Here is a 22,044-nt window from a genome sequence, read left to right as displayed (position 1 = left end):
GCACCCTCTCCCCTCGATCGACCGCAGCCTAGCAGGTGGGTTTCGGCCTGCAACCTATTTGAAGAGCACCAGCTCCTCGGCCATGGTCGGATGGATCGCCACCGTCGCGTCGAAATCGGCCTTGGTCAGGCCCGCCTTCACCGCGATTGCGGCGGCCTGCATGATCTCGGGCGAATCCGGCCCGATCATGTGGATGCCGACGATCCGGTCATTCGCCGCATCGACGATCATCTTGTAGAGGCTGCGCTCGTTGCGGCCCGCCACGACGTTCTTCATCGGGCGGAAGTCCGACTGGAAGACCTTGACGTTGCCGAGCGTGTTGCGCGCCTCGCTCTCGGTCATGCCGACCGCGGCGATCGGCGGGTGGCTGAAGACGGCGCTCGGCACGCAGGAATGATCGACCGCATAGGGTTCGCCCGGGCCGAAGACAGAGTCGGCAAAGGCCTGGCCCTCGCGGATCGCGACGGGCGTCAGCTGCACCCGGTCGGTCACGTCGCCCACGGCGTAGATGTAATCGACATTGGTGCGGCTGAAGGCGTCGACCACGATCTCGCCCTTACGGCCGAGTTCGACCCCGACCGTCTCGAGCCCCAGCCCCTCGACATTGGGGACGCGGCCTGTTGCGACCATCACCGCGTCATATTCGCAAGGCTCCTGCCCGGTGAGCTTGACCATCAGCGTGCCGTCGGCCTGCTTCTCGATGCTCTCGAACTCGGCGTGGAACAGGAAGGTGATGCCCTTCACCATCGAGATCTGGAGCAGCCGGTCGCGCAGCGCGGAATCGTAGCTGCGCAGGATCGTGTCGGAGCGGTTGGCGATTGTCACCTTGCAGCCGAATTCGTTGAAGATGCCCGCGAATTCATTGGCGATATAGCCCCCGCCCGCGATCAGGATGCGGCGCGGAAGTTCGTCGAGGTGGAAGGCCTCGTTGGAAGTGATGACGTGCTCGTTGCCCGGAAACTCCGGCACGTGCGGGCGCGCACCGGTGGCGACGAGGATATACTTGGCGGTCACGACCTTGCCGCTCGCCAGCGTGATTTCATGGTCGCCGGTGATCGTCGCGCGCTCGTTGTAGATCGTGACATTGTGGTTGCCGAGGGTCTGACCGTAGAGCCCCTCGAGACGCGTCACGTCCTTCTGCACATGGTCGCGCAAGGCCGCCCAGTCGAAACGCTTGCCCTCGATCGTCCAGCCGAAGTGCTGCGCATCCACCAGGTCCTCGGCGAAGTGCGCGCCGTAGACCAGCATCTTCTTGGGCACGCAGCCGCGGATCACGCAGGTGCCGCCGACGCGGTATTCCTCGGCCACAGCCACGCGTGCGCCGTGCGCGGCGGCGACGCGGCTGGCGCGCACCCCGCCGGACCCGGCGCCGATGGTGAAGAGGTCATAATCGTATTCGTCGGCCATCGCCTGCTCCCGCTTTGTCGCAAGCGCATATGGGCGAAGGCCCCGATGGCGGCAACCATCGGGGCCCGAAATGCCGTATTTCAGACAAGAGTCCTGAAAGGGCGATCAGCCCTGTGCGGCACGCGGACGCCCGCCGCCACCGCCACCGCCGCCGCGACGCCCGCGGTTGCGATTGCCGCCCCCGCCGTTGGCGCCGCCGCCGTGACCCTGACCTTGCGGACGGCCACCGCCGCCCGGACGGCCGCCCTGCCCGGCCTTGGCCGAAGGCTGGCGGCGATCACCCTGCGGGCGCTGTTCGCCCTGTTGCGGACGACGCTCGCCGCCACCGCCGCTGCGATCATGCTGCGGACGGCCCTGCGGCTTGCCCTGCTGCGGACGGCGTTCGCCCCTGTTCTCGCCCTCGCGACGCTCGCCCTGCGGCTTGCGCTGCCCGAGCGGGCGCGGCTGCACGCGCTTCATCGGCTGGCGCGGCGCCGGCTTTTCCGGCCCCTCGCCTTCCACCACCGCGCGGAAGTTGTCGGGGAGCGGCAGGCGCTCCAGTTCCGCGCCAGTGGTCTTGCGGATGTCCTTCAGATAGGCGCGCTCGTCCTCGGCACAGAAGGCGATGGCGACCCCGTCACGCCCGGCGCGCGCGGTCCGCCCGATGCGGTGGACATATTGCTCCGGAACGTTGGGCAGTTCGTAGTTGATGACGTGACTGACGCCCGGAATGTCGATCCCGCGCGCGGCGACGTCGGTCGCGATCAGGATCGGCACGCGGGCCTTCCTGAACTCGTCGAGCGCGCGCTGTCGCTGCGGCTGCGACTTGTTGCCGTGGATGGCGTTGCTTTCGATGCCTGCATGGGCGAGCTTCTTCACCACCCGGTCGGCACCGTGCTTGGTGCGGGTGAAGATCAGGATGCGCTCGAACTCGCCGGGCACCGTGTGGCGGCCCTTGAGGATCATCTCGAGCAGCGCGGTCTTCTCGTCCTGCTGGACCATGAAGAGATACTGGTCGATCCGCTCGGCGGTGGTGCTTTCGGGCGTCACCGAGACCTGCACGGGGTTGTTGCAGTATCCGCCCACCAGCTCCTTGATCGCCTTGGGCATGGTCGCGCTGAAGAACAGCGTCTGGCGATCCTTGGGAGCAAGCTCGCGGATCTTGCGCAGGGCGTGGATGAAGCCGAGGTCGAGCATCTGGTCGGCCTCGTCGAGCACCAGCACCTCGATGCCGTTGAGGTTGAAGGCCTTCTGGTCGACGAGGTCGAGCAGGCGGCCCGGGGTCGCCACCAGGATGTCGGTGCCGCGGTGGAGCTTGTTGCGGTCCTTGCCGACGGAGGTGCCGCCGACGATCACCTGCACCTTGAGGCCCGCGAGCGCGCCGTAATCCTTGGCGCTCTGGCCGATCTGCACCGCGAGTTCGCGGGTCGGTGCGAGCACCAGCATCCGGCAGGACTTGAAGGGGATCTGCTTGTCGTTCTCGCGCAGCCGATCGATGCTCGGGAGCATGAACGCGGCGGTCTTGCCGGTGCCGGTCTGCGCGATGCCGAGCAGGTCGCGGCCCTTGAGGACGGGCGGGATCGCCTGTTCCTGGATCGGCGTGGGAGTGGTGTAGCCCTTCATGTCGAGGGCCTGGAGCACGGGCTGCGACAACCCGAGTTCAGCGAAAGTGGTCATGTGAATACTCGCAATATGTGCGACGCGCGCAGCCCGAACGGGGCGCGCGGCGCGGGGGTTCAAACCGCCCGCGTGAAAAGGGAAGTCCTTGGAAAAAACCGAGGCGCGGCCGGGGCGGATGCTTTCAGAATTCCGCCGCTTCACGCTGGCTAGCGCGCTTCGATGGGGCGCAGATGGGGCCTCGGCACCCGAATGTCAAAGGATTATCGGTCGTAGGTGATGACATTCACCATCATGACCTCGCCGTTGTAGGTGCTGGCGACGGCCTTGCCCTCGGCATCGCGGGCGGGATTGAAGCGGGCCACGCGCATGATCTGGCGGCACATCTGCCGGTCGGTCGCGGCGTAGCGGTAGTCGCGGCTCAGCGCGCAATCGGTGGGCTTGCCGTCTGCCCCAACGGTCAGCTCATAGGCGATCCGCTGGGTCGGGATCCCGAGCCGGAAGGCGCGCTCGAAGAAGCGGTGGTAGTCGAAATCGACCAGTTCGGCAGGCTGGGCCCCGCCTCCCGATGACGGCGCGGCGGAGGTCTGGGCCTGCCCGATCGCGGCACGCACGGCAGCACTTTCGGTGACCGGCGGCGTGGACGCCGACGCCTGAGCGGACACGACAATGGCGGCGAATGCGGCAAGCGAGAGACGAGCGACCTTCATCTGCGACCCTTTGCAGTGGCGGTGCCTTGGAAACGGCTGAAGGAAAACACGGTTCCGGCGGAAAATCAATCCTTCTCGCGCATTTCCAGATAGTTGAGCTTGCCCTCGTAGCTGCTCTCGACCGCCGCGCCGCTGTCGTCCACCGCCGGCTCGAAGCTGTGGTGCTTGAGCAGCACCTCGCAAAGCTTGTCGTTGACGTAGTTCATGCGGAACTTCTCGGTCAGCTCGCAATCGGTCGGCGTTCCGGCCGCGTCGACCTCCAGCGTGTAACCCACTTCGCCGCGCCACACCCTGAGGCGCGAGGATTCCTTGAGGAACTCGCGGTCGCCGGTGAACTCGATCAGCCTTGCCGGCTTCACCTTGGAGCGCGCCGTGCCGTCGTTCTGGGCCTTCTCGTCGGCGAGCGCGGGAGCGGCAATCACGGCAAGAGCGGCTATAGGGGCGAGGAGAAGCGCGAAGTTCATGAACGGGCCTTGGTCGAGAATGGAAGAATGCGGACAGCGCCGCCGGATCCCCACCTTAACCCATCATGACTGCGGTGCAATTCGAACACGCCCAACCGTTTAAATCAGCGGTTTCTTGCACAGCTTCGGCGCGCGGAAGCAATTAAGTTGCCCGCACGAGAAAGACTGCAACTTCCGCGAGGAACAAGAATAGCTTGCCGCGCAATGCCGCCCACGCGGTGTGGCGATTCTGCACCAGCGGCAGGTGACGTCAGGCGAGCCCCGCTGCCGCCATCAGCGCGCGGGTGCTGGGATCGAAGGTTCCTTCCCCGGATTCGATCTGCTTGGCGATCGCCTTGCCCAGCTCCACCCCGAACTGATCGAAGGGGTTGATGCCCATCAGCACGGCATTGGCGAAGGTGCGGTGCTCGTGGAAGGCGATCAGCGCACCGAGCGCGCCCGCATCGCAATCGTCGACGAGGAAGGTCGTCGAGGGGCGGTCCCCGGCATAGGCGCGCGCGGGATCGTCCGACGGCTTGCCCGCCATCAGCGCCGCCCCTTGCGCAAGGCAGTTCATCAGCAGGATGCGGTGATGCGCCGGGTCGAGATCGTCGCCGGGCGCGATCGAGGCGATGAAGTCCACGGGAATGAGGTGTGTGCCCTGGTGGAGCAGCTGGAACACCGCGTGCTGCGCATCGGTCCCAACCCCGCCCCAGGTCACCGCCGCGGTCGGCCCGTCGACCGGCTTGCCATCGGCGGTCACGCTCTTGCCGTTCGACTCCATTTCGAGCTGCTGGAGATAGTCGGGCAGCAGCGCGAGGCGTTCGTCATAGGCGAACACCGCGCGGGTCTGGCAGCCGCGCAGACGGGTGTAATACTGGTCGCAGAAGGCCGCGAGCAGGGGCGCGTTGGCGCGGCCCTCGGTCTCGCGGAAATGGTCGTCCACCGCCTTGGCGCCCGCCAGCATGGCGCGGAAGTCGTCCATCCCGATCGCCAGCGCGACCGGAAAGCCGATGCTCGAGAACAGCGAATAGCGCCCGCCCACGCTCTCGACGAAGGGCAGCACGCGGGTTTCGTCCACGCCCCATTCGACCGCCTTTTCGGGCGAGGCGGTGAGCGCCACCACGCGCCCGCCCGGGTCCTCGACCCCGTTGTCGGCGAGCCATTTCAGCGCGCTTGCCGCGTTGGTCATGGTCTCGATGGTGGTGAAGGTCTTGGAGGCGACCGCGATCAGCGTCGTCGCCGGATCGCAGGAGCGGAACGCGGCTTCCAGCGCGAGCCCGTCGATGTTGGAGACAACGTGCACGTCGACCAGCGCCAGATCGCGAGTCAGCGCGTCGATGGCGAGCGCAGGTCCGAGCGCCGAGCCGCCGATCCCGATGGCGATGCAGTGCTTCACTTCACCCAGTGCGCCTTCGTGGATCGCCTCGACCAGCATCCCCATGCGGGCGAGCAGGGCCTCGGCCTCGTCCACCTGCGCGGGCGTGCCGCTGCCGCGCAGGGCGCCGTGAGTGGCGGCGCGGCCCTCGGTCGGATTGACGATCCCGCCGCCGAACAGCGCCTCGCGCGCCGCGCCGAAGCCCTGCGCATCGGCCAGCGCCTCGAACAGGCCGAGCGTCTCGCCTGCAAGGTGGGTCTTGGAGAAGTCGATCAGCATCCCTGCGCGGGTCTCGCTGCCGGGCTCCACCGGCCAGTCGATCCGCCGGGTCAGGGCAGCGGGACGACCGGGATCGGCCGCGAACAGCCCAGCAAGGGTCGGGTGTTCCGCGGCGCGCAGGCTCGCCCATACCGCTGCCGCATCGCCGCCGCCAGACCCGTCCATGCCGCTCATCATCGTTCCCCTTTGCGCAACTGTGCGGCTGCGAGTAAGGGCATGAGCGATGGATGTTAAGACCCAATCGCTGGGCGCGGCGCCGCCCGCCGCAGCCGGGCCCCGCACGGGCGATGGCTGGGGCAGCTTCGCCTGGTTCCTGGTCAAGCTGCTGCTGGCCGTGCTCGCCTTCCGCGTCTTCGTCTTCTCGCCGTTCTCGATCCCGTCCGAATCCATGCTGCCGCGGCTGATGAACGGCGACTACCTGCTCGCCGCCAAGTGGCCCTACGGCATCTCGCGCCATTCGCTGCCCTTCGATCTCGCCTTGCCCGAGGGACGGCTGCTGGCGGCAACGCCCGAGCGCGGGGACATCGTCATCTTCAAGCACCCCGTCGACCGGCGCGACTACATCAAGCGCGTCATCGGCCTGCCGGGAGACCGGGTGGCGGTGCGGGGCGGCGAGGTGGTGCTGAACGGCGCGCGCGTCGCGCGGGTGCGGGCGCAGGACGCGCTGGTGCCGGTCTCGCCCAACACCGGCTGCGCCTGGGGCGGCGACATCGAACGCGCCGCCGACGGGAGCGAGGCGTGCCGCTATGGCGCCTTCCGCGAGACCCTGCCCGGCGGCGGCCCCTCCTTCCGCGTGCTCGATTTCGGCCGCACCGGCGCCGACGACTTCGCCGAGGTCACCGTGCCCGAGGGCGCGCTGTTCGTTATGGGCGACAACCGCGACAGCTCGCTCGACAGCCGCTTCCCCGCCTCGCCGGGCGAGGGGGTGGGCTTCGTCGCGCAGGACCTGCTGGTCGGGCGCGCCGCGGTGATCGTGTGGTCGACCGACGGCAGCGCCGACTGGCTCAAGCCGTGGACATGGTTCACCGCCGCGCGCTGGGACCGGATCGGGGAACTGCTGTGACCGGGACGCTCGATCCCGCGACCCGCGAATGGCTCGAGCAGCAGGGGCTGGCGCCGGTCAGGGAGGCGACCTGGCTCGAGGCGCTGACCCACGGCAGCTTCAACGGCTCTGGCCCAGCCGATGCCGCCGATTACCAGCGGCTTGAATTCCTCGGTGACCGGGTGCTCGGCCTGTCGGTCGCGGCCTGGCTGTTCCGCGCGGGCGATGCGCCTGAGGGCCGGCTGTCCCAGCGGCTCAACGCCCTCGTCAGCGGTGCCACCTGCGCCCGGATCGCGCGCTCCATCGGCCTTCCCGTCCACATCCGCCTCGGCAAGCAGGCGCGCGACGATGGCGGGGCGGACAGCGACAAGATCCTCGGCGACGTGATGGAGGCGCTGATCGGCGCCTGCTTCATCGAGCACGGCTTCGATGCCGCGCAGGCGCTGATCTACAGGCTCTGGGCAAGGGAACTCGAGGGCGACGAGGGCAAGGCCAAGCACCCCAAGAGCGCGCTTCAGGAATGGGCCGCGGGCAACCGCCGTGCAACGCCGGTCTACGAGGTCACCGACCGCTCCGGCCCCGATCACGCGGCGCGCTTCACCGTCCGCGTCACGGTCCGCAATGTCGGCCACGCCGAGGCGACCGCGACCAGCAAGAGCGAGGCCGAAAGGCTCGCCGCCAAGGCCTTTCTGGAGGCTTTCGGGTAATCGACGCCCGCTCGCCCTGAGCTTGTCGAAGGGCCGTCCTTTTTCTGGTAAGCGGCATCTTCTAGAAAGACAGTGCGGGGCTTCCACAAGCTCAGCCCGAACGGATATTTTTCTGATATGACTGAAAATCCCCCAACACGCTGCGGTGTCGTCGCCGTGCTCGGCGCACCCAATGCCGGCAAGTCGACCCTCGTCAACGCCCTCGTCGGCCAGAAGGTCGCGATCACCAGCGCCAAGGCCCAGACCACCCGAGCGCGGATGCTCGGCATCGCGCTGCACGACCTCGCCGACGGGACGCCGGTGCAGATGATCCTCGTCGACACCCCCGGCATTTTCGCCCCCCGCCGCCGCCTCGACCGGGCGATGGTGAGCGCCGCGTGGGAGGGCGCGGAGGCCGCCGATGCCGTGCTGCTGCTGGTCGATCCGATCAAGCAGCGCCGCCACGAGCTGGAACCGCTGCTCGAGACGCTGGCGGGGCGGCCCGAGCGCAAGATCCTCGTCCTCAACAAGGTCGACCGCGCCAAGAAGGAGCCACTGCTGGCGCTGGCGCAGGAGCTCACCGGCAAGGTCGATTTCTCGGAAGTGTTCTTCGTTTCCGCCCTGACCGGCGAGGGCGTGCCCGAAATGAAGGAGGTGCTCGCCCGCGCCATGCCCGAGGGCGTGTGGATGTATCCTGAGGACCAGGTCTCCGATGCGTCGGAGCGACTCCTCGCCGCCGAGATCACGCGCGAACAGCTCTACCAGCAGCTCCACGAGGAACTGCCCTACGACAGCGCCGTGCGGCCCGAGAAATACGAGGTCCGGCCCGACGGCAGCGTGGAGATCCACCAGCAGATCGTCGTCACGCGCGACAACCAGCGCGCGATCGTGCTCGGCAAGGGCGGCTCGAAGATCAAGGCCATCGGCGCCGCCGCCCGCGCGGAACTGGCCGAGGTGCTGGGGGTGAAGGTGCACCTCTACCTGCACGTCAAGGTGCTGGAGAACTGGGCCGAGGACAAGGAAATCTTCGAGGAAATCGGGCTCGACTGGGTGCGGTAAAGCGCGCGCCGTCTGCGGGTCCGGTCATGCCTCTTCGGCTCGCCAGGCGGCGAGGTCCCGTCCGGCCAGATCCTCGAGACGCAGGACCGATTGGCGATACAGCGACCTGACGCAGTCGCGCTCTTCCGGAGATATCCGCGGTTTCGCGGCGCGGGGGCTGAACAGGACCCGTTTGCGAAGCCGCATGAGCCTGCGCCGACCCGACACGGAAAGGCGGGGATAGATTGCGCCCACCAGCCGGTCTCCCATGCTCGTCAGGCCCGTGGAGCGCGGATAGGCCGTGGTGTTGGAACGCCGCGAAAGATCGAAGGAGAAGCTCTCGTCCACGCCGAGAAAGCGGCAGATGCCGGCCAGGCAACCGGCAAGGTCCGAGACGACATCCTCGAAAAACACCAGATGGATCTGCGATCGCGGAAAATGCTTCAGGAAGACGCGCAGATTATCCGCGTAATTCCCCGCCGCGAACATCTCGGGGTCCCGAGCGAAAGCGACGAAGTCGCGCCGCTGGCCCATGCCGCCAAGGTCATGCGGACCGGCAACGCTGTATCGGAACAGGAAATGCGAATAGGCGCGGGCCACAGGTTCGCGCAGACAGAAGATCAGCCTCGCCTGCGGAGCCTGTGCTGCCATCAGCGGCGCGACCGCCGGCGCATGGTGCAGGTAGTGCGTGGAGCCCTCACCCGCCATCTGCCCGGGCAGGCATCCGCTGTAGAGAGCCTGATATGCCTCGGCTGAAAAGTCGTGCCGCATGAACGGACGCCCGAGCGCCGCGGAAGCGAAGTAGTGGGGTTCCTTGGGAACGGTCGCGAAGATTTGCGGATGCTGCGCCAGATAGTCGAACAATGCCGTCGTCGCGCATTTCGGTGCGCCGCCGATCACGAAGTCGGGTTTCATCCCGCCCGCGTCCGCAATCGCATTTCACCTGTCCACAACCCGGTAATGAATTGCAGGCGACCTGTCCGATAAGCGGCGCAGGTCGCCGCAAGGCAAGGTCACCCCCGCCCGAGCTTCTCCAGCTTCGACCGCAATGCCGCCTCGTCGAAAGGCTTCACGATGTAGTCGTCCGCGCCTGCGGCTATGCCGTCGTGGATGTCCTTGGCCTCGCCGTTCGAGGTGCAGAACACCACCACGGGTTCCTTGGGCGTGGGGATGCTGCGCAGCTTGGTGACGAACTCAATCCCGTCCATCTCGGGCATGTTGCAGTCGGTCAGAACCAGATCGGGCATCGACTTCTTGCAGCGCGCGAGCGCCTCCTCGCCGTTCTCGGCCTCCACCGGCACATAGCCGAGGCTGAGCGCGATCTTGCTCGAGACCTTGCGGATCACCCGGCTGTCGTCGACGATCAGGCAGGTGCGCTGCGGCGCGGCCTGTGCCTCGCGGCCCGGATAGCGGTCGCGCATCGCCTTGGCGGCGGCGACGATCGCGGCAGTCTCGTCGGGTTCGGGGGAACCGGCAGCGGGAGCGGCAGGAGCCGGGGCGGCGGCGGCAGCGGCGACGCGGGCGGCGTCCTCCTCGGCGGCGGCGGCCAGCATCGCTTCGTTCTGGGCCAGCTTCTCGGCGAGCGTCTTGCCCTCCATCGCCGGGCGGCGGTTGGGACCGGTCTGGCGCTTGATCAGGTTCTGCACGTCAGCGCCCCCCGCCCATCGCCGCATAGCCCTGTTCGTAGCCTTGCGCCGCGTAATCGTCGGAATAGGGGTCCGCCTCGATGGCGCCGACCACCTCGCCCGGGGTCACCCGGACATGGAGATAGGGCATCCAGACATCGCCGAACTCGGCCTTCTGGTACCACACGTCGAGCACATCGTAGCTTGCCCACATGCCGTCCGGCTCGCGCAGGCGCAGGCCTTCGCCGATGCGCGGCACCGCAGCGAAGCGGATCCGGCTCTGGGTCTGGTGGGTCTCGTTCTGGACTTCGATTTCGATCACGGCGCAGCCCTCGTCTGGCACCGGTTCTAGGGGGCAAATGCTTTATGTTTTCTCAACGCCGGAAGGCCCGGGGCGGCGTTTCGCACCGCCCTGCCCCTCATTTCGTCGCAGCCGCCTTCTTTTTGGCAGGGGCCTTCTTGGCCGGAGCCTTCTTCGCCGCCGTCTTCCTGGCCGGGGCCTTCTTCTTGCCCTTGCCCTTGGCCGGCCCCTTGGCCGCGCGCGCATCGATCAGTTCGATCGCGGCGGCGAGCGTCACGTCCTCGGGCTTTGTGTCGCGCGGGATGGTGGCGTTGGTGGTGCCGTCGGTGACATAGGGGCCGTAGCGGCCGGGCATGACCTTGATCTCGCCCCCGCTGGTGGGATGCTGGCCGAGCGTGGCGATGGCCTCGGCCTTGCCGCGTGCCGCCCCCGCCCCGCCGCGATTGGCAGCCTGCGCGAGGATATCGACCGCGCGGTTCATGCCCACCTCGAACACCTCGCGGGTGTTCGACAGCTTGCCGTACTTGCCGTCATGCCTGAGATAGGGGCCGTAACGCCCGATATTCGCCTCGATTTCGAGCCCCGTGTCGGGATGAGCGCCGATGATGCGCGGCAGATCGAGCAGCTTCACCGCCCAATCCAGATCGAAATCGTCGAGGTCCTTGGGGATGCTGGCGCGCTTGGCCTCCTTGCCGCTGCCCATCTCGACATAGGGGCCGTAGCGGCCCGTCTTGCGGGTGATGTCCTCGCCGGTTTCGGGATGCTGGCCGATCACGCCGTCCTCGGCCCCGCCCTCGCCGCCCGGCTGGGCGAAGCGGCGGGTGTATTTGCACTCCGGGTAATTGGCGCAGGCGACGAAGGCGCCGTAGCGCCCGCCGCGCAGGGAGAGGCGGCCGCCCGCCCGCCCCTCGGCCGCGCAGAGCGGACAGGCGCGCGGGTCGCTGCCATCCTCGCGCGGGGGGAAGAGGAAGTCCGAGAGATATTCGTCGAGCGCCTCGGTCACTTCCGAGGGCATCTTCGCCATCACCTCGTCGGCCTTGGGCTTGAAATCGCGCCAGAAGCGTTCGAGCAGGATCTTGTAGTCCTCGCGCCCGTCGGAGACGACGTCGAGTTCGTCTTCCATCCCCGCGGTGAAATCATACGCGACGTAATTGGGGAAGAAGCGTTCGAGGAAGGCGGTCAGCAGCCGGCCGCTCTCCTCGGCGAAGAAGCGGTTCTTCTCCATCCGCACATAGGCGCGGTTCCTGAGGGTCTGGATGGTCGAGGCGTAGGTCGAGGGCCGCCCGATGCCCAGCTCCTCGAGCCGCTTGACGAGGCTTGCCTCGGAGAAGCGCGCAGGCGGCTGGGTGAAGTGCTGGGTGGCATCGACGCCGAGCTTGGCGGGGCTATCGCCCGCCTTCATCACCGGCAGGAGGCCGCTCTCGTCGTCGTCCGCATCGTCGAGGCCTTCCTGATAGACCGCGAGAAAGCCTGGGAAGCGGATCACCTGCCCGGTGGCGCGCAGCTCGTGCTGCCCGGTGGCATCGCGCAGGGTGACGGTGGTCCGTTCGAGCTGCGCGGTCGCCATCTGGCTCGCCATCGCGCGCTTGAAGATGAGATCGTAGAGCTTGGCCTCGTCGCCGCTGCCTACGCGCTCGCGGGTGAAATCGGTCGGACGGATCGCCTCGTGGGCCTCCTGCGCGTTCTTGGCCTTGGTGCTGTAGAAGCGCGGCTTTTCCGGGCGGTAATCCTCGCTGAAGCGCGCCGCGATGGCATCGCGCGCGGCGTGAATCGCGCTCATGTCCATCTGCACCCCGTCGGTGCGCATGTAGGTGATCGCGCCCGCCTCGTAGAGCGTCTGCGCGAGCCGCATGGTGTGCTGCGCCGAATAGCCGAGCTTGCGCGCGGCCTCCTGCTGGAGGGTCGAGGTGGTGAACGGAGGCGCGGGGTTGCGCTTGACCGGCTTCGTCTCGACGCCCTCGACGGTGAAGCGCCCGTTCTCGACGGCGGCCTTGGCCTCCATCGCGATACCTTCCGCCCCGAGGCTAAGGCGTTCGAGCTTCTCGCCCCGGAACTTCACCAGCCGCGCATCGAAGGCCGTGCCGTCGTGCTGCATATGCGCGACGACGCTCCAGTATTCCTCCGCGCGGAAGGCCTCGATCTCGCGCTCGCGCTCGACGATTAGGCGCAGCGCCACCGATTGCACGCGGCCGGCGCTCTTGGCGCCCGGGAGCTTGCGCCACAGCACCGGCGAGAGGGTGAAGCCGAACAGGTAGTCGAGCGCGCGGCGGGCGAGATAGGCGTCGATCAGCGGCTGGTCGAGCTCGCGCGGGCGGGCCATCGCCTCGGTCACGGCCTGCTTGGTGATCGCGTTGAAGGTGACGCGCTGGACCTGCGCGGGCAGCGCCTTGCGCTTCTTCAAGAGCTCCAGCACGTGCCAGCTGATCGCCTCGCCCTCGCGGTCGGGGTCGGTGGCGAGCACGAGGCGCGAGGCCCCCTTGGCGGCATCGGCAATCTCGCGGAAGCGGCTCTGCTTGTCGCCGTAGAGCTCCCATTGCATCGCGAAGCCGTCCTCCGGATCGACGCTGCCGTCCTTCTCCGGCAGGTCGCGGACATGGCCGTAGGAGGCGAGGACCTTGAAGTCCTGCCCGAGATATTTCTCGATGGTTTTTGCCTTGGCGGGGGATTCGACGATGACGAGTTGCATGGCGAGAGGAGGACTGTCCCTTACGTGTACGTGTGCGCGAGGGTGGCGAGGAAGCTCCGGCCAAGTCAAGCCGCCTTGCGCGAAGGGGCGGGCGGCGGTGAGCTTTGGAAAGCCGCGCGAGGGGTGAGGCGCGCATGATCGCCCCGCCGACGCGGTTGCCCGCCCTGCCGTGCCGGTCCGGAACACTGCCTCGCCCGCAGGCGTAGCGTCCGGGTGATACGAAGGAGCCCCTGACGATGAACCGCCCCCTTGCCCTTGCCGCCGCCCTGCTCGCCTCCGCTGCACCCGCGCTCGCGAACGATCCCGCCCCCTCCTCCGCCGAAAAGACGACGGTCGCCGCGATGCGCCTTGCCGACGGCAGCGAGGTGGGCACGATCAGCCTCGCCCAGGCCGAGCACGGCGTGGTGATGCGCGTCGACGTGCGCGGGCTGACCGCCGGGAAGCACGGGCTCCACATCCACCAGACCGGCGCCTGCACGCCCGATTTCCAGGCCGCCGGAGGCCATTTCAACCCCGCCGATACCGAACACGGCTTCCACACCGCGGGCGGCTATCACGCGGGCGACCTACCCAATCTCGACGTCGCCGATGACGGCACGGCGCGCGCAGAGTTCTTCGTACCCAAGGTGACGATCAAGGGCCCCGCCAGCGATGCCCTGCCCCACAGCCTGAGCGATGCGGACGGCGCGGCGGTGATCATCCACGCCGCGACCGACGATTATCGCACGATGGACTCGAGCGGCGGGCGGCAGGCCTGCGGGGTGATCTTCCCCAAGGGTTAGGCGCGCCGCACGGTCCCGTCCGCCTCGCGCACCAGTTCGCCCGCCAGTTCCAGCTCGAGCAGCGCCATGTGCACCTCGGCAGGGGAGGCCTGCGTCTGTCGGATGAGTTCGTCCACCTCCACCGGCGCGTTGGTGAGCAGGTGCGCGATGTCGTGGCTGAAATCCACCCGTGCCTCGCCCCAGTCGAGCTTCGCGAGTTCGGCATAATCGAAATCGCTCGGGCCATCGGCGACCCGGAAGCGCGAACGCGGCGCGCCGGTGAAGCTCTGGAGCAGCTCGATCACCTCGTCGGGCGCCTGCACCAGTACCGCGCCCTCGCGGATCAGCTGGTTGCACCCGCTCGCCCGGGCATCCAGCGGGGAGCCGGGGATCGCCATAACCTCGCGCCCCGCCTCGCCCGCCAGCCGCGCGGTGATGAGGCTGCCCGATTGCGGCGCGGCCTCGATCACCAGCGTGCCTGAAGCCAGTCCGGCGATGATGCGGTTGCGGGAGGGGAAGTGCCGCCCGCGCGGCTCGGTGCCGGGGGGCTGTTCGGCGATCAGCAGGCCATCGCTGGCGATGCGTTCCTGAAGCTCGGCGTGCTGCGGCGGGTAGGCGATGTCGATCCCGCTGGCGATGACGCCGATGGTCTGCGGGAACGCGCCCTCGTGCGCCGCACCGTCAATCCCGCGCGCGAGGCCGGAGACGACGGTGAAGCCCGCCTCGGCCAGCGCGGCGGCGAAATCGCGGGCGAGCTTGACCGCGGCGGCGCTGGCATTGCGCGCACCGACGAGGGCAACGCAGGGCTCGCTCGCCAGCGCGAGGCGGCCGCGACAGGTGAGGATCGGCGGGGCGGAGTCGAGCTCGCCGAGCAGCGCCGGATAATCGGGCTGGTCGTGGAACAGGTAACGCGCCCCCGCCTTGCGCACCGCCAGAACCTCGCGCTCGATGCTTTCGGCGCTGGCCGGTCGATAGGGCGCGCGGCCCCGGCTGGCGAGATCGGGCAGCGCGTCGAGTGCCGCCCCCGCGCTGCCGAAGCGGGCAATGAGCTGGCGGTAGCTGACCGGCCCGATGTTGGGCGAGCGCAGCAGGCGGATGCGCGCGAAGGCCTCGGCTTGGCTGAGCACCGGCTGCGACCCCTGGTGCTCCATCAGACGGGCGCCCCCGTCACGCCTTGCCCGAGGAACCTAGCTTCGGCTCCTCCCCCCGCATCAGCCGTCCGATATTGGCCCGGTGCTGGACGATGACGATCGCGGCGATGGCGATCAGCGGCGGGATAACCTCCGGATAGCCGAGGCCCCACGCCACCACCGGCGCGGCAATGACGCTGACGAGCGAGGACACCGAGGAAATCCGGCTGAGAAACAGCGTAGCGCCCCAGATCACGGCACAGGCGAGCATCGCCGGCCATGCGAGGGCGCCCAAGGCTCCGGCGGCACTGGCGAAGCCCTTGCCGCCCTTGAAGGCGAGCCACGGGGTGAAGCAGTGCCCCGCCACCGCCGCGACCGCCGCGATGCCCTCCGTGCCCGGCCAGACGGCCTTCGCCACCAGAACCGGGATCACCGCCTTGGCCGCATCGAGCAGCACGGTCGCCGCAGCAAGGCCCTTGTTCCCGGTGCGCAGCACATTGGTCGCCCCGATGCTTCCGCTGCCGATGTTCCGCACATCCCCCAGCCCCGCCGCGCGGGTGAGGATCAGGCCGAAGGGGATCGAGCCGAGGGCAAAGCCCAGAAGGGCGGCGAAAGCGAAATCCATTGAAATAGTCCCGTCCGTGCCGAGCTTGTCGGAAGCGTAGCTGGGCGTTGCCCAACCACCGCACTTTCTTCTAATGGCCGATCCTGAAAAGAAAAGGACAGGGCTTCGACAAGCTCAGCCCGAACGGAGGTTTTCTTGTCGGACAACCCGTCCTCCCCCATCCTGCTGTTCGATTCCGGCGTGGGCGGGCTCACCGTCTACGACGCGCTGCGCAAGGTGCTGCCGCAAGCGCCTGTGATCTATGCCGCGGACCTTGCCGGCCTGCCCTATGGCACCAAGACCGAGGCGCAGATCGCCGCGCGGGTGGCGGGTCTATTGGGGCGGATGGCGGAACGCTGGCAGCCGCGCCTCGCCTGCATCGCCTGCAACACCGCCAGCACCATCGCGCTCGGCATGGTGCGCGACGTGCTGGAGATCCCGGTGGTCGGCACCGTTCCCGCGATCAAGCCGGCTGCGGCGCTGACGCAGACCGGCACCATCGGCCTCGTCGGCACCGAGGCGACGATCCGGCAAGCCTATGTCGATGATCTCGAGGCGCAGTTCGCCGCCGGCAAGCGGCTGCTGCGCGTCGCCGCCCCTGGCCTCGTGCAGGCCGCCGAGGCCAAGCTGCGCGGGCGGCCCGTCGACCCGGCGCTGATCGCCGACGTGCATGACAGGCTGGCGGCGATGGCGGGCCCCGACCAGATCGACACGCTGGTGCTCGCCTGCACCCACTTCCCGTTGCTGGCGGACGAGCTTGCCGCCGCCTTCGGCAACGAGGTGCGGCAGGTCGACGGCGCGGACGGGATCGCTCGGCGCATCGCCCACCTGCTCGAGGGACAGGGCTTTGCCGCGACCGGGCCCGACCGCTTCGTCGTCACCGGCCCGCTGGCCGGTGCCGAGGGGCTGGAGGAGGCCCTCGCCGCACGCGGATTCGGGGTGGCCGAGGCCTTCTGAACCCGCGGCGCCTTGCGAGCCGCTCGCAAAGATCGTGATAGCCAATGCGCCCGCCCGCCCTTAAATACGCGCTCTGAAACCTTCCGCCCTCTGGCACGTTTGGGCGGGACGATAACAGCACAGCAGGAGCCGCGCCCGCCCCGGCAAGGTGGCCGCGAGAGCAGCGAGACGCGAGTGAACTACGACCAGATTTTCGATTCCGCGATCGACCGTCTGCACGAGGAAGGCCGGTACCGCGTCTTCATCGACATCATGCGCAACAAGGGCGCCTATCCCAATGCGCGCTGCTTTCACGGGCACAACGGCCCCAAGCCGATCACGGTGTGGTGCTCGAACGACTATCTGTGCATGGGCCAGCACGACAAGGTGATCGGCGCGATGGAAGCCGCGCTCCACGATGTCGGCGCAGGCTCGGGCGGGACCCGCAACATCGGCGGCAACACGCACCTGCATGTCGAACTCGAGGCCGAGTTGGCCGATCTCCACGGCAAGGACGCCGCGCTGCTGTTCACCAGCGGATACGTGTCGAACGACGCGACGCTCTCGACGCTGGCCAAGCTGCTGCCGGGCTGCGTGATCTTCTCCGACGAGCTGAATCACGCCAGCATGATCGCCGGCATCCGCAATTCGGGCTGCGAGAAGAAGGTGTTCCGCCACAATGACGTGGCCCACCTCGAGGAACTGCTGGCGAGCGTCGACATCGACACGCCCAAGCTGATCGCCTTCGAAAGCGTCTATTCGATGGACGGCGACGTCGCCCCGATCCACGCGATCTGCGACCTCGCGGAAAAGTACAACGCGCTCACCTATATCGACGAGGTCCACGCGGTCGGCATGTACGGCGCGCATGGCGGCGGCATCTCGGAGCGCGACGGCGCGGCGCACCGCATCGACATCATCGAGGGCACGCTGGGCAAGGCCTTCGGGGTGATGGGCGGCTATATCGCCGCGTCCGCCAAGGTGGTGGACTGCATCCGCTCCTATGCGCCCGGCTTCATCTTCACGACCTCGCTCTCGCCGGTGCTGGTCGCAGGCGTGCTTGCCTCGGTTCGGCACCTCAAGGAGTCTTCGGTCGAGCGCAACGCCCAGCAGCGCGCCGCCGCGATGCTGAAACTGAAGTTCGCCGAAGCGGGCCTGCCGGTGATGGACTCGGTCACCCACATCGTCCCGCTGATGGTCGGCGATCCGGTCCGCGCCAAGAAGATCAGCGACATCCTCCTCGCCGAATACGGCGTCTACGTGCAGCCGATCAACTTCCCCACCGTCCCCCGCGGCACCGAGCGCCTGCGCTTCACCCCCGGCCCTCACCACACCGAAGCGATGATGGACGAGCTCACCGCGGCGCTGGTCGAGATCTGGGATCGGCTGGAGCTGGGCCTCGCCGAGGCGGCCTGATCCGCCATTCCCTAGCGTCCTTTGCGCCCTGCTGCCGGTGCGCTAGCACGGCTCCCGACAGAGATTCGGGAGAGAGCGAAAATGGGCGGCACGCCTGACCAGACTTACGCCGAGGTGGTGCTCGGGCGGCGCAGCATCCGGGGCTACCTGAAGAAGCCCGTCCCGCGCGCGCTGATCGAGGAAATTCTTGAAATGGCGATGCGCTCGCCCTCTTCGATGAATACCCAGCCCTATCACTTCCACGTCATCACCGGAGAGCCGCTCGACCGCATCCGCAAGGGCAACACCGAGCGCATTCTGGCGGGCGAGCCCGACAGCCGCGAATTCCGCCGGGGGGAACCTTTCAAGGGCGTACACCGCGACCGGCAGGTGGGCTGCGCGATCCAGTTGTTCGAGGCGATGGGCATCGCCCGCGACGACAAGGAGGCACGACAGGACTGGGTGCTGCGAGGCTTCCGCCAGTTCGACGCGCCGGTCTGCGTCATCATCACCTATGACCGCGAGCTCGACGGCAGCGACGACACGCCCTTCGATTGCGGCGCGGTGACGACCGCGCTGGTCAATGCGGCCTGGAGCAGGGGGCTGGGCTGCGTGATCAACTCGCAAGGGATCATGCAAAGCCCGGTGGTGCGCGAACATGCAGGCATCCCTGACGATCAGGTGATCATGAAGGCGGTCGCGATGGGCTGGCCCGATCCGGATTTCCCGGCCAACCCGGTGAAGATCACCCGCCGCAGCGTGGCCGAGGCGGCGCGCTTCGTCGGGTTCGACTGACCGCGCCGCCACGTCACATCCGGCGCTGCCCTATTCGCCAGTCGTCTGCCCGGCGGCAGGAGCGGCCACGCCTGCGAGCTCCAACGCCTTCGCCAGCGCGTCGCCGGCAGCAACCGCGACATCGGGCGCGACCCCGGTGCCTTCCCAGCCCTGCCCCGTGTCGGGATCGAAGGTGCGGCCGTTCGGCACGAAGGCGGCATAGGTGAAGGCCTTGTCGAGCGGCACCATGCCCCCGAAATTGCCCGCGCCATAGGTCGTCTCACCAACCAGCGTGGCGCGGCCTGCCCGCTTCAGCGACAGCGCGAGGTGTTCGGCTGCCGAGGCGCTGCGCTTCGAGGTCAGCACATAAATCGCGCTGCGCTGGAAGGCGCCGTTCGCCGCCGGCTCGACATAGTGCTCGTCGCGCACCACGCCCTCGGGCGCCGCGACACGGCGCAGGCGGCCCTCCGCCGGGCCCTGGCCGCCCATGCGCGCGACCACGCTGGCCCGCGTGTCCATCGTCACCAGCGTCGTCGGCGTGGTGAAGAGGTGCGGGAAGAGCAGGTCCATCTCGGCGAGCCCGCCGCCGCGGTGCGCGCGGATGTCGATGATCAGCGCGCGGGCGCCGGCGTGCTCGGCGATGAACCGCTCGAGCGCGGCCATCGTGGCGGGCGTCCCGAAGAAGGCGTCGAATGCGATGTAGGCCACCCCGTCCGCCTCCCAGCCCGAACGGGTGATGGTGTTGAGCGCCGGGTCCGGTCCGCCGCCGCCCGGCCCTTCCTGCGGCGGGCCGCTGCGTGCCTCGGGCGGGACGACATGGACGCGCAGGTGGCCGTCGCGGTGGACCTTCTGCAGGTCCGTCGTCACCGCCTCGGCAAAGGCGCGCTGATCGGGAAAGCTGTCATAGGCGCCCTCGGCGAGGCGGGCGCGCAGCATGGCTGCATAGGCCTTGCCTGCCTCGGGAAAGACGAAATCCGCTTCGAGCCGCTCGGCGAGGCTGCCGACCGCCTCGCGCGCCACGGCGCGATCGAACGCCGGCGCCTGTGCCGCGGCGGGAGCGACCGGGGCCTCGCCGGAAGCAGGGGAAAACGGAAGAACGGCGGCGGCGGCCGCCAGCAGGACACGATGCATCTGCGAACCTCTACTGTGTTAGTCCAGCAGCACACTACCGCCATCGCCGGGGCAAGTCTGTGCAAGTTTCGTGCACCGCGTGCCAAAATCTGGCACAGAGAGGCCATGCTGGATTCCTTCGACCGCGCCCTGCTCAACCTCCTGCAACGCGACGATAGCGCGACCGCTGAAAAGCTGGCCGAGAGCGTTCCGCTCTCGCCGTCGGCGATTGCCCGGCGGCTGCGGCGGCTGCGGAGCGAGGGCTGGATCACCGCGACAGTCGCGCTGCTGTCGCGGCGGCTTACGGCGCAGCGGCTGCGCGCGATCGTGACGCTTCAGCTCACCGAACATGCCGACCAGGAGGGCAAGCGTGCCCTCCTCGCGCGGCTCGACGCCGCGCCGCAGGTGCAGTTCTGCTACGAGCTCGCCGGCACGGTCGATCTGCTGCTGCTGCTCGATTGCGGCGACATGGCGGAGTTCAATCACCTCGTCGAAACGCTGCTCGAAAGCGAGCCGATCGTGCGCCGCTACGAGACGAGCTTCGTCAAGCGCGAGCTGAAATTCGCGCCTTTCGTCGATCTCGCGCCGCGCCGGACCTAGGGGCAGGACGCCTCAGCGCGGGAGTTCGGAGACGCCCATCAGCGCCTCGTCGACCGCGCGCGCGGCCTGGCGGCCCTCGCGGATCGCCCAGACGACGAGGCTCTGCCCGCGCCGCATGTCGCCGCAGGCGAAGACGTTCGGCTCGCTGGTGGCGTAACTGTTCGTGTCAGCCGCGACATTGCCGCGCGCATCGAGCGTCACGCCCGCCTGTTCGAGCAAGCCTGCCTTCTTCGGCCCGACGAAGCCCATCGCGAGCAGGATCAGGTCGGCCTTGATGACGAACTCGCTGCCCTCGATCTCGCGCATCTGGCGGTCGATCCATTCCACGCGCACGCATTCGAGGCCGGTGACCGTCTCGCCGTCGCCGAGCACGCGCTTCGCCAGCACCGCCCAGTCACGCTCGACGCCTTCCTGGTGCGAGGAGGAGGTGCGCAGCTTCATCGGCCAGTCGGGCCAGGTCAGCGCCTTGTCTTCCTTTTCGGGTGGCTTGGGCATGATCTCGAGCTGGGTGACGCTGAGCGCGCCCTGCCGGTTCGAGGTGCCCACGCAGTCGCTCCCCGTGTCGCCGCCGCCGAGCACGACGACGTGCTTGCCGGTGGCGGTGAGGCTGCCGCGCGGGGCGGCGCGCAGCTCGTCATCGCCCGCGACGCGCTTGTTCTGCTGGGTCAGGAATTCCATCGCGAGCCGGACGCCGGGCATCTCGGCACCGGGAATCGCGAGCTGGCGCGCATCTTCCGCGCCGCCTGCCAGCACCACCGCGTCGAAGTTCTCCTGAAGGGACTTGAACGAGATGTCGACGCCCACCTCCTTCGAGGTTTTGAACGTCACCCCTTCCGCCTCCATCTGCACGCAGCGGCGGTTGATGAGGTGCTTCTCCATCTTGAAGTCGGGGATGCCGTAGCGCAGCAGCCCGCCGACGCGGTCGTTCTTCTCGAACACCGTCACGCTGTGCCCGGCGCGCGCCAGCTGCTGGGCGCAGGCGAGGCCCGCGGGGCCCGAGCCGACGATGGCGACCGACTTGCCGGTCTTCTTTTCCGGCACCTGCGGCGTGATCCAGCCTTCCTTCCACCCGCGGTCGACGATTGCGCATTCGATCGACTTGATGGTCACGGGCTGGTCGATGATGTTGAGCGTGCAGGCTGCCTCGCAGGGCGCGGGGCAGATGCGGCCGGTGAACTCGGGGAAGTTGTTGGTGGAATGGAGGTTCGCCAGCGCGCGCTTCCAGTCCGCCTCGTAGACAAGGTGGTTCCAGTCCGGGATCATGTTGTTCACCGGACAGCCGTTGTGGCAGTAGGGAATGCCGCAGTTCATGCAGCGCGAGGCCTGCCCGGTCAGCGTCGCATCATCCGGCTGGATGACGAACTCGCGGTAGTTCTTCAGGCGCTCCTTGGGATCAAGATAGTCCCGCTCGCGGCGGTCCAGCTCGAGAAATCCGGTTTCCTTGCCCACGTGTCGTTACCTTCGTTTTACTTCGTCATTGCGAGGGGCTGAAGGCCCCGCGGCAATCCAGGGCCGCACCGTGCCGCTCTGGATTGCTTCGCCT

21 protein-coding genes are annotated in these 22,044 nt (G+C 68.1%); 8 read left to right on the top strand and 13 right to left on the bottom strand.

The genetic code is table 11. The features are described from left to right. Nucleotides 1–54: 54 nt before the first annotated feature. The 5 genes from gorA to pgi all read right to left on the bottom strand — a co-directional run bounded on the left by gorA (nucleotide 55) and on the right by pgi (nucleotide 5,978). Nucleotides 55–1,407: a glutathione-disulfide reductase gene (gene gorA, locus CBR61_RS09055; RefSeq protein ID WP_088914067.1), complete on the bottom strand. Its 1,353-nt coding sequence runs from the start codon at nucleotides 1,405–1,407 to the stop codon at nucleotides 55–57. 105 nt (nucleotides 1,408–1,512) lie between these two features. Continuing rightward, nucleotides 1,513–3,063 carry a DEAD/DEAH box helicase gene (locus CBR61_RS09050; RefSeq protein WP_088914066.1) on the bottom strand — a complete coding sequence of 517 codons (1,551 nt, stop codon included), beginning with the start codon at nucleotides 3,061–3,063 and terminating at the stop codon, nucleotides 1,513–1,515. Nucleotides 3,064–3,266: 203 nt separating this feature from the next. Beyond that, nucleotides 3,267–3,713, bottom strand: coding sequence for a hypothetical protein (locus tag CBR61_RS09045; protein ID WP_088914065.1), 447 nt, complete (start codon nucleotides 3,711–3,713; stop codon nucleotides 3,267–3,269). Between the two features lie 65 nt (nucleotides 3,714–3,778). Then, entirely contained in the window at nucleotides 3,779–4,177 is a 399-nt protein-coding gene (locus tag CBR61_RS09040; protein WP_088914064.1) for a hypothetical protein, read from the bottom strand. 250 nt (nucleotides 4,178–4,427) lie between these two features. Beyond that, entirely contained in the window at nucleotides 4,428–5,978 is a 1,551-nt protein-coding gene (gene pgi, locus CBR61_RS09035) for a glucose-6-phosphate isomerase (RefSeq protein ID WP_088915549.1), read from the bottom strand. Between the two features lie 58 nt (nucleotides 5,979–6,036). On the opposite strand from pgi, the gene lepB reads away from it, so the two are divergent. The 3 genes from lepB (at nucleotide 6,037) to era (ending at nucleotide 8,600) form a co-directional block, all read left to right on the top strand. After that, entirely contained in the window at nucleotides 6,037–6,876 is an 840-nt protein-coding gene (gene lepB, locus CBR61_RS09030) for a signal peptidase I (RefSeq protein ID WP_088914063.1), read from the top strand. Next, complete coding sequence (gene rnc, locus CBR61_RS09025) at nucleotides 6,873–7,562, top strand: ribonuclease III (protein ID WP_233996684.1); 690 nt, start codon at nucleotides 6,873–6,875, stop codon at nucleotides 7,560–7,562. Before lepB ends, rnc begins: the two co-directional genes overlap by 4 nt. A 117-nt stretch (nucleotides 7,563–7,679) precedes the next feature. Next, nucleotides 7,680–8,600 carry a GTPase Era gene (gene era, locus CBR61_RS09020; protein WP_088914061.1) on the top strand — a complete coding sequence of 307 codons (921 nt, stop codon included), beginning with the start codon at nucleotides 7,680–7,682 and terminating at the stop codon, nucleotides 8,598–8,600. Between the two features lie 24 nt (nucleotides 8,601–8,624). Here era and CBR61_RS09015 read toward each other — a convergent pair whose 3' ends face one another. The 4 genes from CBR61_RS09015 to topA all read right to left on the bottom strand — a co-directional run bounded on the left by CBR61_RS09015 (nucleotide 8,625) and on the right by topA (nucleotide 13,191). Next, nucleotides 8,625–9,494 carry a sulfotransferase family protein gene (locus CBR61_RS09015; protein ID WP_088914060.1) on the bottom strand — a complete coding sequence of 290 codons (870 nt, stop codon included), beginning with the start codon at nucleotides 9,492–9,494 and terminating at the stop codon, nucleotides 8,625–8,627. 98 nt (nucleotides 9,495–9,592) lie between these two features. After that, nucleotides 9,593–10,225, bottom strand: a complete 633-nt coding sequence (locus CBR61_RS17235; protein WP_267890698.1) for a response regulator — start codon at nucleotides 10,223–10,225, stop codon at nucleotides 9,593–9,595. A gap of 1 nt (nucleotide 10,226) precedes the next feature. Next, the gene (locus CBR61_RS09005) at nucleotides 10,227–10,526 is read right to left on the bottom strand and encodes a hypothetical protein (RefSeq protein ID WP_233996683.1); all 300 of its coding nucleotides are present in this window, start codon (nucleotides 10,524–10,526) and stop codon (nucleotides 10,227–10,229) included. A 97-nt stretch (nucleotides 10,527–10,623) separates the two neighbouring features. Beyond that, nucleotides 10,624–13,191, bottom strand: a complete 2,568-nt coding sequence (topA, locus tag CBR61_RS09000) for a type I DNA topoisomerase (protein WP_088914059.1) — start codon at nucleotides 13,189–13,191, stop codon at nucleotides 10,624–10,626. Nucleotides 13,192–13,427: 236 nt separating this feature from the next. Here topA and CBR61_RS08995 point away from each other — a divergent pair, with 236 nt between their 5' ends. Further along, nucleotides 13,428–13,973, top strand: a complete 546-nt coding sequence (locus CBR61_RS08995) for a superoxide dismutase family protein (RefSeq protein ID WP_199797426.1) — start codon at nucleotides 13,428–13,430, stop codon at nucleotides 13,971–13,973. Here CBR61_RS08995 and dprA read toward each other — a convergent pair. Both dprA and plsY read right to left on the bottom strand, forming a co-directional pair. Further along, nucleotides 13,970–15,103: a DNA-processing protein DprA gene (dprA, locus tag CBR61_RS08990; protein ID WP_088914057.1), complete on the bottom strand. Its 1,134-nt coding sequence runs from the start codon at nucleotides 15,101–15,103 to the stop codon at nucleotides 13,970–13,972. The two genes, CBR61_RS08995 and dprA, sit on opposite strands and share 4 nt — an antisense overlap. A gap of 16 nt (nucleotides 15,104–15,119) precedes the next feature. Then, nucleotides 15,120–15,707: a glycerol-3-phosphate 1-O-acyltransferase PlsY gene (plsY, locus tag CBR61_RS08985; RefSeq protein ID WP_088914056.1), complete on the bottom strand. Its 588-nt coding sequence runs from the start codon at nucleotides 15,705–15,707 to the stop codon at nucleotides 15,120–15,122. A 135-nt stretch (nucleotides 15,708–15,842) separates the two neighbouring features. On the opposite strand from plsY, the gene murI reads away from it, so the two are divergent. The 3 genes from murI (at nucleotide 15,843) to CBR61_RS08970 (ending at nucleotide 18,812) form a co-directional block, all read left to right on the top strand. Beyond that, entirely contained in the window at nucleotides 15,843–16,643 is an 801-nt protein-coding gene (murI, locus tag CBR61_RS08980) for a glutamate racemase (protein ID WP_088914055.1), read from the top strand. A gap of 174 nt (nucleotides 16,644–16,817) precedes the next feature. After that, on the top strand, nucleotides 16,818–18,038 hold the full coding sequence (hemA, locus tag CBR61_RS08975; RefSeq protein WP_088914054.1) for a 5-aminolevulinate synthase: 1,221 nt from the start codon (nucleotides 16,818–16,820) through the stop codon (nucleotides 18,036–18,038). A gap of 81 nt (nucleotides 18,039–18,119) precedes the next feature. Beyond that, a complete protein-coding gene (locus CBR61_RS08970) occupies nucleotides 18,120–18,812 on the top strand; it encodes a nitroreductase (RefSeq protein WP_088914053.1) in 693 nt (230 codons plus the stop codon). Nucleotides 18,813–18,842: 30 nt separating this feature from the next. Here CBR61_RS08970 and CBR61_RS08965 read toward each other — a convergent pair whose 3' ends face one another. After that, nucleotides 18,843–19,922 carry a S41 family peptidase gene (locus tag CBR61_RS08965; protein ID WP_088914052.1) on the bottom strand — a complete coding sequence of 360 codons (1,080 nt, stop codon included), beginning with the start codon at nucleotides 19,920–19,922 and terminating at the stop codon, nucleotides 18,843–18,845. Between the two features lie 105 nt (nucleotides 19,923–20,027). Here CBR61_RS08965 and CBR61_RS08960 point away from each other — a divergent pair, with 105 nt between their 5' ends. Further along, entirely contained in the window at nucleotides 20,028–20,501 is a 474-nt protein-coding gene (locus tag CBR61_RS08960) for an Lrp/AsnC family transcriptional regulator (RefSeq protein ID WP_172835939.1), read from the top strand. Between the two features lie 12 nt (nucleotides 20,502–20,513). Here the strand turns inward: CBR61_RS08960 and CBR61_RS08955 are convergent, their stop codons facing one another. Continuing rightward, complete coding sequence (locus tag CBR61_RS08955) at nucleotides 20,514–21,950, bottom strand: glutamate synthase subunit beta (RefSeq protein ID WP_088914050.1); 1,437 nt, start codon at nucleotides 21,948–21,950, stop codon at nucleotides 20,514–20,516. Nucleotides 21,951–22,044: the final 94 nt, after the last annotated feature.

Source organism: Porphyrobacter sp. CACIAM 03H1 (assembly GCF_002215495.1).
Classification (GTDB): Bacteria; Pseudomonadota; Alphaproteobacteria; order Sphingomonadales; family Sphingomonadaceae; genus Erythrobacter.
The sequence above is the reverse complement of the archived record's forward strand: the minus strand, read 5'-3'. Positions and strand labels throughout refer to the sequence as shown.